General features: G+C 64.3%; 14 protein-coding genes. 7 read left to right on the top strand and 7 right to left on the bottom strand.

Annotation, left to right across the window (positions count from 1 at the left end):
- Positions 1–48: 48 nt before the first annotated feature.
- Positions 49–2,088, bottom strand: coding sequence for an excinuclease ABC subunit UvrC (gene uvrC, locus N4T19_RS23020; protein ID WP_260719086.1), 2,040 nt, complete (start codon positions 2,086–2,088; stop codon positions 49–51).
- Positions 2,089–2,149: 61 nt separating this feature from the next.
- Positions 2,150–3,364 (bottom strand): CaiB/BaiF CoA transferase family protein, encoded by a 1,215-nt coding sequence (locus N4T19_RS23015; protein WP_260719085.1) that lies wholly within the window; start codon positions 3,362–3,364, stop codon positions 2,150–2,152.
- Positions 3,365–3,458: 94 nt separating this feature from the next.
- Here N4T19_RS23015 and earP point away from each other — a divergent pair, with 94 nt between their 5' ends.
- The 5 genes from earP (at position 3,459) to N4T19_RS22990 (ending at position 8,508) form a co-directional block, all read left to right on the top strand.
- Positions 3,459–4,598 carry an elongation factor P maturation arginine rhamnosyltransferase EarP gene (earP, locus tag N4T19_RS23010; protein WP_182345251.1) on the top strand — a complete coding sequence of 380 codons (1,140 nt, stop codon included), beginning with the start codon at positions 3,459–3,461 and terminating at the stop codon, positions 4,596–4,598.
- A 166-nt stretch (positions 4,599–4,764) separates the two neighbouring features.
- Positions 4,765–5,319: an elongation factor P gene (gene efp, locus N4T19_RS23005; RefSeq protein WP_021026959.1), complete on the top strand. Its 555-nt coding sequence runs from the start codon at positions 4,765–4,767 to the stop codon at positions 5,317–5,319.
- Between the two features lie 219 nt (positions 5,320–5,538).
- Positions 5,539–6,171 (top strand): DUF2239 family protein, encoded by a 633-nt coding sequence (locus tag N4T19_RS23000; RefSeq protein WP_116927288.1) that lies wholly within the window; start codon positions 5,539–5,541, stop codon positions 6,169–6,171.
- A gap of 37 nt (positions 6,172–6,208) precedes the next feature.
- The gene (locus N4T19_RS22995) at positions 6,209–7,597 is read left to right on the top strand and encodes an MATE family efflux transporter (RefSeq protein ID WP_260719084.1); all 1,389 of its coding nucleotides are present in this window, start codon (positions 6,209–6,211) and stop codon (positions 7,595–7,597) included.
- Between the two features lie 98 nt (positions 7,598–7,695).
- Positions 7,696–8,508, top strand: coding sequence for a PPK2 family polyphosphate kinase (locus tag N4T19_RS22990; RefSeq protein WP_182345248.1), 813 nt, complete (start codon positions 7,696–7,698; stop codon positions 8,506–8,508).
- 83 nt (positions 8,509–8,591) lie between these two features.
- Here N4T19_RS22990 and rimO read toward each other — a convergent pair whose 3' ends face one another.
- From rimO to N4T19_RS22965, 5 genes are all read right to left on the bottom strand, one after another.
- Positions 8,592–10,004 (bottom strand): 30S ribosomal protein S12 methylthiotransferase RimO, encoded by a 1,413-nt coding sequence (rimO, locus tag N4T19_RS22985; protein ID WP_021026963.1) that lies wholly within the window; start codon positions 10,002–10,004, stop codon positions 8,592–8,594.
- Between the two features lie 234 nt (positions 10,005–10,238).
- Positions 10,239–11,378, bottom strand: a complete 1,140-nt coding sequence (locus N4T19_RS22980; RefSeq protein ID WP_182345246.1) for an AAA family ATPase — start codon at positions 11,376–11,378, stop codon at positions 10,239–10,241.
- Complete coding sequence (locus tag N4T19_RS22975; RefSeq protein ID WP_182345245.1) at positions 11,375–12,325, bottom strand: RNA ligase family protein; 951 nt, start codon at positions 12,323–12,325, stop codon at positions 11,375–11,377. The genes N4T19_RS22980 and N4T19_RS22975 overlap by 4 nt, the downstream gene beginning before the upstream one ends.
- 440 nt (positions 12,326–12,765) lie before the next feature.
- Positions 12,766–13,308, bottom strand: coding sequence for a polyhydroxyalkanoate synthesis repressor PhaR (gene phaR / locus N4T19_RS22970; RefSeq protein ID WP_021026964.1), 543 nt, complete (start codon positions 13,306–13,308; stop codon positions 12,766–12,768).
- Positions 13,309–13,457: 149 nt separating this feature from the next.
- Positions 13,458–14,390: a LysR substrate-binding domain-containing protein gene (locus N4T19_RS22965; RefSeq protein WP_116927284.1), complete on the bottom strand. Its 933-nt coding sequence runs from the start codon at positions 14,388–14,390 to the stop codon at positions 13,458–13,460.
- Between the two features lie 216 nt (positions 14,391–14,606).
- Here N4T19_RS22965 and N4T19_RS22960 point away from each other — a divergent pair, with 216 nt between their 5' ends.
- Together N4T19_RS22960 and N4T19_RS22955 are read left to right on the top strand one after the other, a co-directional pair.
- Entirely contained in the window at positions 14,607–15,797 is a 1,191-nt protein-coding gene (locus tag N4T19_RS22960) for an acyl-CoA dehydrogenase (protein ID WP_021026966.1), read from the top strand.
- Between the two features lie 232 nt (positions 15,798–16,029).
- Positions 16,030–17,268, top strand: a complete 1,239-nt coding sequence (locus N4T19_RS22955) for a CaiB/BaiF CoA transferase family protein (protein WP_116927283.1) — start codon at positions 16,030–16,032, stop codon at positions 17,266–17,268.
- Positions 17,269–17,291: the final 23 nt, after the last annotated feature.

Here is a 17,291-nt window from a genome sequence, read left to right as displayed (position 1 = left end):
CCGCACTATTGCCTGTGTGACCGTTGCTGCACGGCCCGTGCCACCCCGTCAATGCAAGGCCTTGTAGATGTCCTCTGCCAAGGCAGCCGAGATGCCATCGACCGTCATCAGGTCATCGACCCCCGCCTCCTCGACCCCGCGCACACCACCAAAGCGCTGCAGCAGGCGCGCGCGCTTCTTGGGGCCCACGCCGGGGATGTCTTCGAGCCGGCTGCCGCCTACCCGCACCTTGGCGCGCGCCGCGCGCATGCCAGTGATGGCAAAGCGGTGCGCCTCGTCGCGGATCTGCGCCACCAGCATCAACGCGGCCGAGTCGCGGCCCAGGTAGACCTTGTCGCGCCCATCGCAGAACACCAGCTCTTCCAGCCCGACCTTGCGGCCCTCGCCTTTTTCGACACCGACGATGCGCGAGAGGTCCAGACCCAACTCGGTAAAGACCTCGCGTGCCACACCGACCTGGCCCTTGCCGCCATCAATCAGCACGATGTCTGGCAAGCGGGCCGCGCCCTTGCCCAGCTCGGCGCCACCGGCATCGCGCTGGGCCTCGGCCACCTTGCTGTAGCGGCGCGTGAGCACCTGGCGCATGGCGGCATAGTCATCGCCGCCGGTGATGCCGTCGATCTTGTAACGCCGGTATTCGCTGCTTTGCATCTTGTGGTGGTGGAACACCACGCAAGAGGCCTGGGTGTTCTCGCCCGAGGTGTGTGAGATGTCAAAGCACTCGATGGTCAGCTGGTCGATATCGTCCTGGGGCAAATCCAGCGCCTCGACCAAAGCGCGCGTGCGCGCCTGCTGCGAGCCCTCTTCGGCCAGCAGGCGGGCCAGTTGCAGCTGGGCATTCTTTTGCGCCATCTCCAGCCAGACGCGGCGCTCCTCACGCGGCTGCGACACCGCCGCAATGCGCGTGCCGGTCTGCTGCGACAAGGCCTCCAGCAGCGCGGGCTCCAGCGCCACGCTGACCACCAGCACCGGGGGCGGCGCCACCTGCAGATAGTGCTGGGCCACAAAGGCCTCCAGCACGCGCTGCTCCACTGTTTTGGCGGGCCGCACCACGCCGGGCTGGGCACCACCGGGCTGGGCCCCACCGGGCTGGGCCTCATCAGGCTGGGCGCCCGCCTGGTCTGCGGCTACTTCGGCTTCTTCGGCCTCTTCCATGCTGGCGATGGCGGCGCTGTCTTCCACATGCACGGGGAAATACGCGCGGTCACCCAGATGCCGGCCACCGCGCACCATGGCCAGGTTGACGCAGGCCTTGCCGCCCTGCACCTGCACGGCAAGCATGTCCACATCGCGGTCGTCGATGGTCTCGATGCTCTGCTGGTGCAGCATGCTGGCCAGCGCCTTGATCTGGTTGCGGATGTCGGCCGCCTGCTCAAACTCCAGCTTGTCCGAGTGTGCCAACATGCGCGCCTCCAGCGTCTTGAGCAGCGTGTCGGTCTCGCCGCGCAGCATGGCCTCGGCATGGGCCACATCGGCGGCGTAGTCCTCGGGGCTGATGTGGTCCACGCAGGGGGCGCTGCAGCGCTTGATTTGGTAGAGCAGACAAGGCCGGGTGCGGTTGCTGAAAATGCTGTCCTCGCAGGTGCGCAGGCGAAACACCTTTTGCAGCAGCAAGATGGTTTCCTTGACCGCCCAGGCATTGGGGTAAGGGCCGAAATAGCGCTGGCGCTTGTCGGTCGCGCCCCGGTAATAGGCCACGCGCGGGTAGCACTGGCTGGGGGGCGTGCGCATGTCGCCATCGTGGATGGCCATGCCGGTGATCTTCAGGTACGGATAGCTCTTGTCATCCCGAAAAAGAATGTTGTATTTCGGGTGCTGGGTCTTGATGAGGTTGTTTTCCAGCAGCAGCGCTTCGGCTTCGGAGCGCACCACCGTGGTCTCCATGCGCACGATCTTGCCCACCATGTGGCCGATGCGGGTGCCGCCATGGTCCTTCTGGAAATAGCTCGAGACCCGGCGCTTGAGGTTGATGGCCTTGCCCACATACAGCAGCGCATCGCTGGCATCGAAATAGCGGTAGACGCCAGGCATGGCTGGCAAACCAGCGACCTGGGCAAGAAGTTCGGGAGAGTGCACGTGGGTGGGCATGGCGCTATTGTCTTATGCGTTCGCCCCGCCCGCAGCGAAACGGCCCATCACCCGTGCACGCTCACTGCACAATGCCGCGCTCACGCAGCGCCGCAATCTGCGCGCCGCTCAGGCCCAGGCCCTGCAGCACCGCATCGGTGTCATCGCCCAGGTGCGGCGCGCTGCTGCGGATCGTGCCCGGTGTGGCGGACAGCTTGGGCACAATGCCCGGCACCTCCAGCGTATGGCCGTCGCGCGTGGTTTGCGGCAGGATCATCTGGCGCGCGCGGTAGTGCGGGTCTTCGCTGATGTCCTTGGCGGTATAGACCTTGCCGGCTGGCACCCTGGCAGCAGCCAGCGCATCCATCACCTGCGCGATGGCGCGCGGCTGCGTCCAGGCGCTGATGGCGGCATCGATCTCTTCAATGCGCGCCACCCGGCCCGCATTGCTGGCCAGGTCCGGTGCCTGGCCCAGGTCCGGCCGGCCAATGGTGTCCATCAGCCGTTTGAAGATGCTGTCGCCATTGCCGGCCACCAGCACCCAGCCATCCTGGCAGGCATAGGCGTTCGATGGCGCAATGCCGGGCAAGGCGCTGCCCGCCGCCTCGCGCACCGTGCCAAAGGCGCTGTACTCGGGGATCAGGCTTTCCATCACATTGAAGACCGCCTCGTGCAAGGCCACATCGATCACCTGGCCGCTGCCGCCATTCACCTTGCGGTGGTAGAGCGCCATCATCACGCCGATCACGCCATGCAGCGCCGCCAAGGTGTCGCCGATCGACACCCCCACGCGCACCGGCACCCGCCCGGGCTCGGCCGTCAGGTGGCGCAAGCCACCCATGGCCTCGCCAATCACGCCAAAGCCGGGCAGATCGCGGTAGGGGCCGGTCTGCCCATAGCCAGAGATGCGCAGCATCACCAGGCCCGGGTTGATCGCATGCAGCTCCTCGGGCGACATGCCCCAGCCCTCCAGGGTGCCGGGGCGAAAGTTCTCCACCAGCACATCGGCCTCGGCAATCAGCTGGCGGGCAATGTCCTGCGCTTCCTTCTGGCGCAAATCCAGCGCCAGCGACAGCTTGTTGCGCGACTGCACCTGCCACCACACCGATGTGCCATCCTGCAGCAGCCGCCAGTTGCGCAGCGGGTCGCCCGCGCCGGTGGCCTCGATCTTCACGACCTCGGCACCAAACTCGCCCAAGGTCTTGCCGCAGAACGGCCCGGCAATCAGCTGGCCCATCTCGACCACCTTGACGTCTTGCAAAGCCATCGGCCCGGGGGTTGCAGTGTGGGGGTTCATGTCTGTCTCCATGCTTGATCAACTGAAGGCTATTGTGGCCCAGGAGGCAGCGCCAGTCAGTGAAGCCCGGGACTGCACTATCATCGCGCGGGTGATGACCCTCTCCCCTGCTTCCACCCCCACCGCCACATCCTCCACCGTATCCCCTGCCTCCGCGCAGCGCAGCCCAGCGCCGCTGTGGGATATTTTTTGCCAGGTGATCGACAACTTTGGCGATATCGGCGTGTGCTGGCGCCTGGCCGCCGACCTGGCCCAGCGCGGCTGCCAGGTGCGGCTGTGGGTGGACGATGGCAGCGCCCTGGCCTGGATGGCGCCGCAGGGCGCGCCTGGCGTGACGGTGCAGCCCTGGCCCGATGCGGCGCCGGCCAGCGGGGTCGGTGATGTGGTGGTCGAGGCCTTTGGCTGCGAGATTCCGCCTGCCTTCCAGCAGGCGCTGGCCGCGCGTGCGCAATCCCCAACGCAGAAAGCCAGCGTCTGGATCAACCTGGAGTACCTGTCTGCCGAAGACTATGTCGAGCGCTGCCACCGCCTGCCCTCGCGCCTGATGAGCGGCCCCGCGGCAGGCCTTACGCGCTGGTTCTTCTACCCGGGTTTCAGCACCGGCACCGGCGGCCTGCTGCGCGAAGCCGATCTGCCCCAGCGCCAGGCGGACTTTGACCGCAGCGCCTGGCGCGCCCGGCATGGCCTGCAGGGCAGCGATCAGGTGGTTTCGCTGTTCTGCTATGAGCCCCCGGCCTTTTTGCCCGCCTTTGCCAGCGCTGGCACGGCCACGCAGTGGCTGGTCACCCCGGGCCGCGCGGCGGCGCTGGTGCAGCAGCTGTTGCCCCAGCCCCTGCCCAGCCAGGTTCAGCTGCTGCTGCCCTGCAGCCAGCCGGAATTTGACGAGATGCTCTGGTCCTGCGACCTCAACTTTGTGCGCGGCGAAGACTCACTGGTACGGGCGCTGTGGGCCGGCCAGCCTTTTGTCTGGCAGATCTACCCGCAGGGCGACAATGCCCACCATGCCAAGCTGGAGGCTTTTCTGGACTGGCTGGACGCGCCGGGCAGCCTGCGCCAAGCCCATGCGGCCTGGAATGGCATCCCAGGGGCTGGCGGCAGCGTCCCTGCATGGCCCGCCATCACGCCAGCGCTGCTGGCGCAATGGGCCCATTGCGTGCTGGCCGCGCGCAACACTCTGCACAGGCAGCCCAGCCTTGCCGAGCAGCTGATGGCATTTGCGGGCGAAAAATGTTAGAATTGCAGTCTTTGCGCTTATCCGCGCACCCAGCGCCTGCAGGCAGCCGGGTTTGATGGATGCGCACAACGCCGCGGAACATGCTACGGCGCAGCACAGCCCGTCCAACGACACTTGCGCGCCGCCCGTAGTAGTTTGAGCGGCCCCAACACAGGCACTTACTGCTATGAAAATCGCTCAAGAAATCCGCGCTGGCAACGTGATCATGTTCGGCAAAGACCCGATGATCGTTCTGAAGACCGAATACGCACGTGGCGGCCGTGGCGCTGCAACCGTGCGCATGAAGCTCAAGAGCCTGATCGGCAACTTCGGCACGGAAAACGTGTTCAAGGCCGACGACAAGATCGACAACGTGATCCTGGAAAAGAAGGACTGCACGTACTCCTATTTCGCCGACCCCATGTACGTCTGGATGGACCCTGAGTTCAACCAGTACGAAGTGGAAGCCGAAAACATGGCTGACGCGCTGAACTACCTGGAAGACGGCATGACCGCTGAAGTGGTGTTCTATGACGGCAAGGCCATCTCGGTCGAGCTGCCCACCACCATCGTGCGCGAAATCACCTGGACCGAGCCTGCTGTCAAGGGCGATACCTCCGGCAAGGTTCTCAAGCCTGCCAAGATCGCTACCGGTTTTGAAATCGCTGTGCCGCTGTTCGTGAGCCAGGAAGACAAGATCGAAATCGACACCCGCACTGCTGAATACCGCAAGCGCGTGTAATGACTGGGCCACAAGGCTCCAGCCAGAACAACCTCCATGCCCCGCGCTGGAGGTTTTTTTTCGACCTCCGCGCGACCGTCTCACCGCGCTAACAGCAGCTGCCACAGGCCATCTGCCGCTGTGCGCATCCAGATACATATTTTTACCCATTAAAAATAGCCAAATATTTTTGCCCCGGTAAAATGACCTACTCATTAAGAGAACAACGAACAAGTGGCCATGACTACCGAGACATTGACCAGCCGGCTGACCATCTTCCAGGGTCACCAGCGCCTGCTGCAAGCCGACCGCCTGACGGTGCTGCGCTATCTGCAAAACCATGACGAACTCCACCCCGGCGGCAGCCTCACCCCCTTGTGGGTGTTTGATGACCTCTCCGGACTGCGCCTGGATCTGAACTGGCGCTCGGAGCTGGCCCCGGCAGCGCAGCCCGCTGCCCAGCTGGACGACGACGCAGCCCCAGCACCCGCAGCACCTGTTGAAGCAGCAGCCCACAGCCGCTCTGCACGTGCCGTTGGCCGCCCCAAGCTGGGCGTGGTCTCGCGCGAGGTAACCTTGCTGCCCCGCCATTGGGACTGGCTCAACCGCCAGCCCGGCGGCGCCTCAGCGGCCTTGCGCCGCCTGATCGATGACGCCCGCAATGCCCATGCGCAGCAGGATTCGCAGCGCGCAGCGACCGAGGCCACCTACCAGTTCATGCAGGCCATGGCGGGGGATCTGCCCGGCTTTGATGAGGCCTGCCGCGCGCTGTTTGCCCACAAGCAATCGGCGTTCTTGCTGCAGACCCAGGCCTGGCCTGATGATGTACAAGCTTATCTGCACCAGCTCAGCCGCCCCATCTGGCCGGTGTAAGCACCCTACCCGCAGCACCCTGACCCCACACCCTCCCATGTCTTCGTCCATACCCGCACCCCAGGCGGCGCCCTCCGCCCCGCCTGTTCGCCCCCTGTGGCAAGTCTTCATGGTGTTTCTGGGCCCCATGCTGCTGTCCAATATCCTGCAGTCCCTCTCGGGCACGCTCAACAGCATGTTCCTGGGCCAGATGATGGGGGTCAAGGCGCTCGCTGCTGTTGCGGCGTTCTTTCCGGTCATGTTTGTCTTTATCGCCTTTGTCATTGGCCTGGGGGCTGGTGCGTCGGTGCTCATCGGCCAGGCCTGGGGCGCGGGGCAACCTGACAAGGTACGCGCCATTGCCGGCACCACCTTGCTCGCCGGGCTGGCCATGGGCGCGGCCGTGGCGCTGTTTGGCGGCCTGTTTACCCATCCCATCATGCGCATGCTGGGCACGCCGGCCGATATTCTGGAGCAGGCCACCATTTACTCGCGCATCGTGCTGCTGGGCATGCCAGGGCTGTTCATCTTTTTGCTGTTCACCTCACTGCTGCGCGGCGTGGGCGACACGCTCACGCCGATGTGGTCGCTGATCGTGTCCACCGGCATCGGCCTGGTCAGCACGCCGGCGCTGATTGCCGGCTGGGGTGGCCTGCCGCGCCTGGGCGTGGCCAGCGCCGGGGTATCGATGATTCTGGGCTTTAGCGTGGCCCTGGTCTGGCTGGCCATACAGCTGCGCCGCAAGCGCAGTGTGCTGGCCCCCAACCGCGCACTGCTGCGCGCCATGCGCCTGGACTGGACCTTGTTGCGCGCCGTGCTGCGTGTGGGTATCCCTACTGGCGTGCTGATGATCGCCACCTCGCTGGCCGGCCTCGTCGTGCTATCGCTGATCAATGGCTTTGGCTCGGATGCCACAGCCGCCTACGGCGCCGTCAACCAGATCAATGCCTTTGCCCAGTTCCCGCTGATCTCTGTGGCCATCACTGCGTCCATCCTGGCGGCCCAATCGATTGGCGCAGGCCGCAGCGAGCGCCTGCCCGCCATTGCGCGTACTGCGATGCAGATCAACATGGCCATCGGTGGCGCCACGGCCTTGCTGGGCAGCATTTTTGCCCGGCCCTTGCTGTCCATCTTCATCACCGATCAAGAGGTGCTGCACGTGGCCGTGGAGCTGCTGCGCATTGTGCTGTGGAGTGGCCTGCTGTTTGGCGCCTTTGCCTCGCTGGCAGCACTGATGCGTGCCAGCGGCGATGTCCTGGTGCCCACGTTGATCACCATCGGCGTGATCGCCACCTTGGAGCTGCCACTGGCCTGGCTGTTCAGCCGCCACTTTGGTCTGGTGGGCATCTGGATGGCCTTCCCCGTCTCCTACGGCCTGACGTTGGCGCTGCAGACCTGGTACTACCAGGCGATCTGGAAGAAGCGCCCGATCCGCAAGATGGTGTGAAGCCCCTTGCAGGCGTGGCGCCCCAGGTGACAAGTCTGCCAAAAGCTGAAATCATGGCCCGTTGCATCCCGCCTGCCCGATACACCCTTTAGCCTGATATGCCCAATCCCCAGAACTACCGCGTGCCCGTCAAGGGCGCAGTCCATCTGGCCGACTACGACCCGGCCGCCACACCGTTTGCGCATGGCAGCATCAAGGCCCAGGAAAAAGACCTCAAGATGCTCAACAAGCAGCTGGCCCAGCTGATGCGGCCGCTGCAGGGCGAGAACAAGCGCTCGGTGCTGCTGGTGCTGCAGGGCATGGACACCAGCGGCAAGGATGGCACCGTGCGCGGCGTCTTCAAGACCACCGGCCCGCAGGGCCTGCGCATGGCCACCTTCAAAAGTCCGAGCAAGGAAGAGCTCTCGCACGACTACCTCTGGCGCTGCCATGCCGTGGCGCCGGCCAAAGGCGAGATCGGCATCTGGAACCGCAGCCACTACGAAGATGTGCTGGTGCCCCTGGTCAACGGCTGGATCACGCGCCAGGTCGCCAAGCAGCGCTATGCGCAGATCAACGACTTCGAGCGCCTGCTGGCCGAGAACGGCACCACCGTCCTCAAGTGCATGCTGCACATCAGCAAGGACGAGCAGCGCATCCGGCTGCAAGAGCGCATCGATGTGCCGGAAAAGCGCTGGAAGTTCAGCCTCGATGACCTGGCCGTGCGCAAGCAGTGGGATGCCTACCAGCAGGCCTATGAGGACCTGCTCGAAGCCACCTCCACCGCCCATGCGCCCTGGTATGTGGTGCCCGCCGACAACAAGCTGCACCGCAACCTGATGGTCAACACCTTGCTCAACCACTGCCTGCTGGATATGCAGCCACAGTACCCGGTGGACTATCCGGAGCTCGTTGGTCTGCAGGTGGAATAAGCACAAGCTCCCAACGCGCAACGACCAAACAAAAGGGGCCTGCTGCAACAGCAAGGCCCCTTGCTTTGTATGCGATCCAGTGTTTAAACCGGCACACCCACCAGGTCATGGCCCTGGCTGCGCACAATGCGCACCTTGATCAGCTCGCCGACCTTGTAGGTCTTGCTGAGCTTCTCGGGCGGCAGCAGGTGCACAACGCCATCGATCTCGGGCGCATCGGCGTAGGTGCGGGCAATACCGCCCTTCTTGCCCAGGCCGATGGCCTTGTCCACCAGCACCTGCATGGTCTGGCCCACACGGCGCTCCAGGCGCTTGGCGGAGACCTCTTCGGCCACTTCCATAAAGCGGGCGCGGCGCGCCTCGCGCACCTCAGCGGGCAGCATGCCGGGCAGCTCGTTGGCAGTCGCGCCCTCCACCGGGCTATAGGCAAAGCAGCCTGCGCGGTCAATCTCGGCCTCGCGGATAAAGTCCAGCAGGTGCTCGAACTCTTCCTCGGTCTCGCCAGGGAAGCCGGCAATAAAGGTCGAGCGGATCACCAGCTCAGGGCAGATCGCGCGCCATTCGCGGATGCGCTCCAGATTGCGCTCACCGCTGGCCGGGCGCTTCATGCGCTTGAGCACATCGGGGTGGCTGTGCTGCAGCGGCACATCCAGGTACGGCAGCACCAGGCCCTGGGCCATCAGCGGCAAAATCGCGTCCACCGTCGGGTAGGGGTACACATAGTGCAAGCGCACCCAGGCGCCATGCGGCTTGGCCAGCTCGCCCAGCGCTTCGACCAGCTCCAGCATGCGGGTCTTGACCGGCTTGCCGTCCCAAAAACCGGTGCGGTACTTCACATCCACGCCATAGGCGGAGGTGTCCTGGCTGATCACCAGCAGCTCCTTGACGCCACCGGCAAACAGCGCCTTGGCTTCCTTGAGCACATCACCAATCGGGCGGCTGACCAGGTCCCCGCGCATCGAGGGGATGATGCAGAAGGTGCAGCGGTGGTTGCAGCCTTCGGAGATCTTCAGGTAGGCATAGTGCTTGGGCGTGAGCTTGATGCCCGCCTCGCCAAAGCTGCCGGGCACCAGGTCAATGAAGGGATCATGCGGCTTGGGCAGGTTGGTGTGGACCGCATCCATCACCTCTTGCGTCGCGTGGGGGCCCGTGACCGCCAGCACGCTGGGGTGCATCTGCTTGACCAGGTTGCCGCCGCCGTCACCCATCTTGGCGCCCAGGCAACCGGTGACGATCACCTTGCCGTTCTCGGCCAGCGCCTCACCAATCGTGTCCAGGCTCTCGCGCACGGCATCGTCAATAAAGCCGCAGGTGTTGACGATCACCAGATCGGCACCTTCAAAGGTCTTGGAGGTCTGGTAGCCCTCGGCGCTCAACTGCGTCAGGATCAGCTCGCTGTCGGTCAGGGCTTTGGGGCAGCCCAAACTGACGAACCCCACCTTGGGGGTTCGGTTGGCGTCGAGCGTCGCAGTGGCAGCGTGGGTATCGGTATTCATTTTTCTTGCAGGGGAACCTGGCAACTAATCTGGGCGGTATTTTAAAGCAGGCGCCCTGACAGGCTCCGTCCCTGGGGTATAGACCCGCAGGCGGGAGCCTGGAGAACGTGCATTCAGGTGGGAGATAGGCGGAAAAGCGTGGGGAAGGCTGCAGCGCCAGCGCCGAAAACAACACAACCTGGCCACACCGGGCCAGCTTGTGTTGCGGAGACTGCCAAGGCCGCCAACGCCGCCTCAGGGCTGCTCAATGCGCAGCGCATGGGCTTCCGTCTCGGTTGGCAGCTCCCAGCGGTTCAGCAGCGACTGCAGCGCCTTGTTGGACAGGGTCGAGTCCCGGCGGCTGTTACGCCGCAGCAGCTCGGCACGTGGCTGCTCCAGGTAGACCAATTCCACTTCGGCACCGTAGGCAAACAGCAGATCAAGCGTGCGCGTTCGCATCTGCAGGCTCAGATGCGTGGCGCTCCAGACAAAAGGCGCCTTCTTGCGCAGCAGTTCCCGGGCCTTGTCATGGGCAAAGTGCGCAGCGGCGCCCTCGTTCTCGCCATGCTTCAGGTCCAGCGCTTCTCTTGCATCATCGAAAGACACCACCGGCAAGCCGCGCCGGTGCTGCGCCAGCCAGCTGTCCTTTCCCGACGCGGGCAGGCCACACATCACGGTCACGCGCGATCCAGGTTCCTGAAAAAGCGCATAGTCCGGGTGGACGTCAGCGCCCCGGAAGTAGCTCAGCCTGGTGTGGGCATCCGCAAAGTGCCGAGGACTCCCGTAGCAGCCCTCTTCCCGCGCCAGTTCCCGAAAGAGTTCGATGTTGTCCAGCACCGCCTGCTGGTCCACACAGACACGCCCGCGCATATCTGCTTCGGCCAAAGCGGCCAAGTGGACAAGATTCACCTGCCAGGACCCCTCTCGCACAATGCGCTCGGGCGTCTTGCCAGACCGAGACCCAGCCAACGCGAAAAATGGCACTTGGTGGACTGCAATCAGGCGGCAGACCGCTTCCCGCAGGTCCAGTGGCGCACCCGCGTCCCAGAGCAGCACACGGGCCTCCACGGCACCCTTGCGGGAATGGCCAGGCTGGCCGATGGCCCCGGTCTGTGGGTCGATGACCGTGGTCCGGTATTTGGCCACATCATGCAGCAAGGCCGCGAGGAACAAGACCATGCGGTCATGCGGGCTCGCCTGCAGGTAGTCCGGCAGCGCCAGCAGCTCCTGCACCACCATTTGGGTGTGCGTCCAGACATCACCCTCGGCGTGAAATCGGGGGTCCTGCACCGTCGTTTTGGCCCGCTCCAGTACGGGGAAGGCCGCAAGACAGGCCTCAAAATCCGGGGCGGCGCCCGGCGCGGGCACCAGGCCCGCAATCGTTGACCAGTTCATACACAGTCCTTTCCGGGAGAGCTTCTTCCCAATACTCGGCGGGCACCATCCGGCCCAGCTGCCCGGTTGCTTCGCGCCAAAGCTTTCAATGCATCCAGCGAGCGAATGGTGTGCAGGGACAAGTCTTCCCAGCTCACCGAAGGCTGCGGCGCATAGAGGTCCACACCTGGCGCCAGGCCATTGGCAATCATTGGCCGCTGGCTGTGGTGTGAGCCACTGTCCAAAATTGTCTGGAGAAAGTCTTGCCGGACCAGCTTGTAGCGCGCCACCACCTGGCCGTCCGCTTCCACCTTCAGATACAGGCCTTCTGCGAGGTCCGAGTTATTCGTCTGTTGCCAGCACAGCTGGGGCGGTAAACCCTCTCGTTGGACTGTGAGGTCAAACGACTGGCGCCAGGCGCGGCTCTTGGCCAGGGACGGCTGCACCAGCGCCCACAGCAAGGCGGGGTCTGTCGGCATGAGCCCCTCATACAGAACCGGCACGGACAGCACCGGTGAGCCCTGCAGCAAGGCATGGCGGCGCGGGGTCGATAGAAACTGACCCGTCTCCCGGTCCAACATGTCGAACTCATGAAAGTGGTGCGGCAACTGGTCGTAGAAAACCGAGTGCTTGGCATAGGTCCACTCGCCATAGACGACAAAGCGGTCCTCCAAGCGTTCGAGCAAGGCCGCTTCGTGGGCAGCGGCCCAGACTTTGAATAGATTGAACTGGCGCTCACTGCCGCCGCCCACCAGGTAGTGGCCTCGGGATTGCAGTAGCTGGTCGCCGGCGCCGCTAAAGGAAATGCCGGCGTTGGCGCCGTCGAGTTTTTCCTCGATGACGACGTGTTGGCCAGCCAGGGCTTTGAGGGGCACCTGGTCACTGGCATCGTCGCCCGCTTGCAAGCGCGATCCTTCCAGGTGAGGCGTGCGCGGGTATTTGAATATCGAAAGCGTGTGGGGATTCATGTTCGTTGCAGCGAGAAGCGTCTCGCTGTCCGGCAGGACAGGGAAAGCCAACGAACGTGAGGCGCAGGTCGACCGCTCTTACCCAAAAAAGGAAAGAGGTCGTCGCGCAGGGGAAGCGGGGGATTCAGCGCTCCCGCCGCCTCATGGCAGGCGTAGGGAGCTCGGAGCCAGTACCGCAGCCAGCTGTGGCGCAGACTTGCGCCGCACGAGGCTGCAAATGCAGTCGTCGGCGATTAGCGGGTGACGAACAGGCGGGACATGAAAGGCTCCGAAAAGGCAAAAATTGAAGGATTAGAAGTTATAGCATATGCAGTCGCTGCGTTCAAGAACGCAGCATCGACATCGCCCGTTTGCTCATGCCGCACGTGGCATGCACGCGTCAGACAGCGGGCGCGCAACATGGCTTGGCCCCTCCAGCTAGCGCCAAGCCATTCCCTGCATCAAGGCCGCTTGATGCCAAAAGCCGTCAGCATCTGCTCGGTCTGCTTTTGCATCTGCTCCTGCATCTGCTGGAAGAACTGCTGCGACTGCGCCTGGTAGTTGCTCGCATCGGGCATACCTGGCACGCCGGGCATCGGCATACCCAGAAAATTGCGCCACATCTCGGGCGTCGCGCCCTTCATCTGGTCGGCAAAGCGGCCTTGCATCTCCGTGAACAGCTGCACATTGCGCTCCAGGTAGGAGCCCATAAAGCCCTGCATCGCATGGCCGTAGAAGCGGATGATGTTGACCAGCATGGCCTCGGTGAACATCGGCGCGCCGCCGGCTTCCTCATCCAGAATGATCTGCAGCAGAATGCTGCGCGTCAGGTCCTCGCCGGTCTTGGCGTCCTTCACAACGATGGGCTCGTTTTGCATGACCAGGGCCTTGACCTCGGCCAGGGTGATGTAGGCAGAGGTCTGGGTGTCGTACAGACGGCGGTTGGGGTATTTCTTGACGACGCGCTCGGACGCGGTGGCTGTTCCTGGGGTGTTTTCCGGCACGCGGATCTCCTGTGTCTCTCGCCAACGGCTGGCGTTATGGGAATACCGTCCATCCTAGTCTCTGGGACGGCGGTTTTTACCTCTAAGGCAATTTTTAGATTGTAGTGATGCCTGGGGCCTGTTGCGCTGCAGCACTTACCCTTAGGCCACTAGGCGGCCCGGCCTTTGAGCCAACTGGCAAAGGCCTGCAGCGCGGGCTGGGCAGGCAGGGGCTCGGTGGCCAGCGGGGTCATCCAGTAATAGGCGCGGCTGCCGGTCAAAGGCTGCTCACAGGCGACCACGAGCTCGCCCCGGGCGAGCTCATCCTCGATCAGCATTGGCGGGATCAGCGCCACGCCCATACCGGCCGCAGCAGCGACGGCCAGCATCGAGAACAGCTCATAGCGCGGGCCATCGAGCGCATGGGGCGCCTGCACGCCAGCGGCATCAAACCATTTGCGCCAGCCGTCCGGCCGGGTGCTTTGCTGCAGCAGCGGCAGCTGGGCCAGCACTTGGGGCGATACCGTCAGGTAGGCACGGCCGCGCCCGCGCTGGGTGGCGCCCTCGAGCAGGCGCGGGCTGCAGACCGGCACGATCAGCTCGTCCATCAGCCAAGCGGCCTGCGTGCCCGGCCACTGGCGCGCCTGCTCGGCCGTGCCGGCATAGATGGCGGCATCGACCTGGCGCTCGGCAAAGGCAAAGGGCCGGGTCTGCACATCGATATGCACCACGACGCCCGGGTGCTGCTGCAAAAACTGCGGCAGGCGCGGCAGCAGCCAGCGGGTGGCAAAGGTGGGCACGGCCGCAATGCTGATCGCGCCGCCCGCGCCCTGGTGGGCCATGATGTCCAGCGTGCCGCGCTCGATGCCCTGCAACCACTGCGCCACCTGCTGGCTATACTGGTGGCCTGCGGCCGTCAGCACCATGCCGTGGCGCGATCGCTTGAACAGCTGCACGCCCAACTGCTCTTCAAGCGCAATGATCTGGCGCGAGACGGCGCTTTGCGTCAGCGCCAGCTCCTGGGCAGCGCGGGTATAGCTTTCGTGGCGGGCGGCGGCCTCAAAGCAGGCCAGCGCCTGGGTCGATGGAATCATTCGGCGCATATCTTGTCTCCTGTGTGACGCATGCAATCACCCCTTTATTGTCTGCGACTGCACTGCGACGGCATGTGCATAAATGCGTAACGCGCATATCTGGATGATAAACAATCGTTTGCCCCTGCGCTGCGGCAGGCCTACCATGGCGGCTGTTTTGGCAGGCCCGCGCTTCTGCGCCCGGCCTGCCTTCCGATGAGCGAATACAGATCCAAGGAGCAAGACATGGCGCAATTCACCTGGGAAGACCCCTTCCACCTCGACGAGCAACTCACCGAAGACGAGCGCATGATCCGCGACGCAGCCCGCGCCTACTGCCGCGACAAGCTCGCACCGCGTGTGCAGGAGATGTTCCGCAAGGAATCGGTGGACACCAGCATCTTCCGTGAGATGGGCGAGCTGGGCCTGCTGGGCCCCACGATCCCCACCGAATACGGCGGCGCCGGCCTCAACTACGTGAGCTACGGCCTGGTGGCGCGCGAGATCGAGTACATCGACTCGGGCTACCGCTCGATGGCCTCGGTGCAGTCCTCCTTGGTGATGGTGCCGATCAACGAATTCGGCACCGAAGCGCAAAAGCAGAAGTACCTGCCCAAGCTGGCATCGGGCGAGTTCATCGGCTGCTTTGGCCTGACCGAGCCCGACCATGGCTCCGACCCTGGCAGCATGGCCACCCGCGCCTACAAGGTGGATGGCGGCTACAAGCTCAAGGGCAGCAAGATGTGGATCACCAACAGCCCCATCGCCGATGTGTTCGTGGTCTGGGCCAAGGAAGTCTCCGAAGGCGGCGCCGTCGGCCAGATCCGCGGCTTTGTGCTGGAAAAGGGCATGAAGGGCCTGTCGGCGCCTGCGATCCACGGCAAGGTGGGCCTGCGCGCTTCGATCACCGGCGAGATCGTCATGGACGATGTGTTTGTGCCCGAAGAAAACGCCTTCCCCGAAGTGCGCGGCCTGAAGGGCCCCTTCACCTGCCTGAACAGCGCCCGCTTTGGCATTGCCTGGGGTGCGATGGGTGCGGCCGAGTTCTGCTGGCACACCGCCCGCCAGTACACGATGGACCGCAAGCAGTTTGGCCGCCCACTGGCCGCCAACCAGCTGATCCAGAAAAAGCTGGCCGACATGCAGACCGAAATCACGCTGGGCCTGCAAGCGGCGCTGCGCGTGGGTCGCATGAAGGACGAGCACCAGAACGTGATCGAGATCACCTCGCTGATCAAGCGCAACAACTGCGGCAAGTCGCTGGACATTGCCCGCCTGGCCCGCGACATGATGGGCGGCAACGGCATCAGCGACGAGTTCGGTGTGGCGCGCCACCTGGTGAACCTGGAAGTGGTCAACACCTACGAAGGCACGCACGATGTGCACGCGCTGATCCTGGGCCGCGCCCAGACCGGCATTGCTGCGTTCGCCAACTAAGCACCGCCTGAGCCCTATCGCATGCAGCAGCTGCTGCATGCCCACCCACAACCCACTTCACCGCAGGCGCTGCGTGGGTGGGTTGTGGTGTTTTGTGATCGCTTAACCACCCCCTTGCCGGATGCGAATGGCGCCGCCCTGAGGCCGCACGTACCATCGGCGAGTTTTGCAGAAATTTCTTGCTGCAGCGCCTGTTGCACATGCATGGGCAGCTATCAAATTTGGAGACACCATGACCGCAAGCATCGCGCCGCTGGACGGCATCAAAGTTCTGGATCTGTCGCGGGTGCTGGCCGGCCCCTGGTGCGCACAGATGCTGGGTGACCTGGGCGCCGAGGTGATCAAGGTCGAGCGCCCCGAGGCTGGCGACGACACGCGCCACTGGGGCCCTCCCTACCTGCACACCGATGACGGCGCCAAGACCGAGCAGGCCAGCTACTACACCTGCTGCAACCGCAACAAGCGCAGCATCACCATCGACATGGCCTCGCCCCAGGGCCAGGCGCTGATCATCGAGCTGGCCAAGGATGCCGACATCCTCGTCGAGAACTTCAAGGTGGGCGGCCTCAAGGGCTATGGCCTGGACTATGAAAGCCTGCGCAAGATCAACCCGCGCCTCATTTACTGCTCGGTCACCGGCTTTGGCCAGACCGGCCCCTACGCGCCCCGCGCCGGCTACGACCTGATGGTGCAGGCGATGAGCGGCATGATGAGCATCACCGGCCACCCCGATGGCGAGCCCGGTGGCGGCCCGCTCAAGGTGGGCGTTGCGGTCACTGATGTGTTCACCGGCATTTATTCCTGCTGCTCGATCCTGGCCGCGCTGCAGGCCCGCCACCAGACCGGCGAAGGCCAGCACATCGACATGGCGCTGCTGGATGTGGGCATGGCCGTGCTGGCCAACCAGGCGGTGGGCTATTTGAATGCAGACGATATTCCGCAGCGCGCAGGCAATATCCACCCCAGCGTCGGCCCCTACCAGGACTTTCCCAGCAAGGACGGCAATGTGCTGCTGGCCATTGGCAACGACGGCCAGTTCGCCCGCTTTTGCGCCGCGACCGGCAACGAGGCCTGGGCGCAGGACCCGCGCTTTACCCGCAACTCGGGCCGCATCATCCACCGCAAGGATTTGCAGGAGTTGATGTACCCGCTGATGAAGACCCGCACCACCGCCGAATGGATTGCGCTGCTCGAAGACAAGGCCGTCCCCTGCGGCCCCATCAACAACATCGCCCAGGCCTTTGAGGATGAGCAGGTGATTGCACGCGGCCTGCATGTGCAGATCCCGCGCGACGCTGGCGACCAGATCGGCAGCATCAGCACCGTCGCCAGCCCCATGCGGCTGACTGCTACGCCGCCGGTGGTGCGCCGCCCGCCCCCCGCGATGGGCCAGCATACCGACGAGATCCTGGCCGAGCTGGGCCGCTCGCCCGCGCAGATTGCGCAGCTGCACAGCGAAGGCGTGGTCTGAGGCGGGGCGCTATCGCCATGTAC

It is taken from the genome of Comamonas squillarum (assembly GCF_025309455.1).
Lineage (GTDB): Bacteria > Pseudomonadota > Gammaproteobacteria > Burkholderiales > Burkholderiaceae_C > Comamonas > Comamonas squillarum.
This window is presented reverse-complemented; position numbering and strand designations above follow the sequence as displayed.

Bases quoted from the DNA above. Each gene is read 5' to 3' on its own strand.
- N4T19_RS22995 (WP_260719084.1), top strand. From the start codon at position 6,209: ATGTCTTCGTCCATACCCGCACCCCAGGCGGCGCCCTCCGCCCCGCCT.
- N4T19_RS23015 (WP_260719085.1), bottom strand. From the start codon at position 3,364: ATGAACCCCCACACTGCAACCCCCGGGCCGATGGCTTTGCAAGACGTC.
- N4T19_RS22975 (WP_182345245.1), bottom strand. From the start codon at position 12,325: ATGAATCCCCACACGCTTTCGATATTCAAATACCCGCGCACGCCTCAC.
- uvrC (WP_260719086.1), bottom strand. From the start codon at position 2,088: ATGCCCACCCACGTGCACTCTCCCGAACTTCTTGCCCAGGTCGCTGGT.
- earP (WP_182345251.1), top strand. From the start codon at position 3,459: ATGACCCTCTCCCCTGCTTCCACCCCCACCGCCACATCCTCCACCGTA.
- N4T19_RS22980 (WP_182345246.1), bottom strand. From the start codon at position 11,378: ATGAACTGGTCAACGATTGCGGGCCTGGTGCCCGCGCCGGGCGCCGCC.
- efp (WP_021026959.1), top strand. From the start codon at position 4,765: ATGAAAATCGCTCAAGAAATCCGCGCTGGCAACGTGATCATGTTCGGC.
- N4T19_RS23000 (WP_116927288.1), top strand. From the start codon at position 5,539: ATGACTACCGAGACATTGACCAGCCGGCTGACCATCTTCCAGGGTCAC.
- N4T19_RS22960 (WP_021026966.1), top strand. From the start codon at position 14,607: ATGGCGCAATTCACCTGGGAAGACCCCTTCCACCTCGACGAGCAACTC.
- N4T19_RS22955 (WP_116927283.1), top strand. From the start codon at position 16,030: ATGACCGCAAGCATCGCGCCGCTGGACGGCATCAAAGTTCTGGATCTG.
- rimO (WP_021026963.1), bottom strand. From the start codon at position 10,004: ATGAATACCGATACCCACGCTGCCACTGCGACGCTCGACGCCAACCGA.
- N4T19_RS22990 (WP_182345248.1), top strand. From the start codon at position 7,696: ATGCCCAATCCCCAGAACTACCGCGTGCCCGTCAAGGGCGCAGTCCAT.
- N4T19_RS22965 (WP_116927284.1), bottom strand. From the start codon at position 14,390: ATGCGCCGAATGATTCCATCGACCCAGGCGCTGGCCTGCTTTGAGGCC.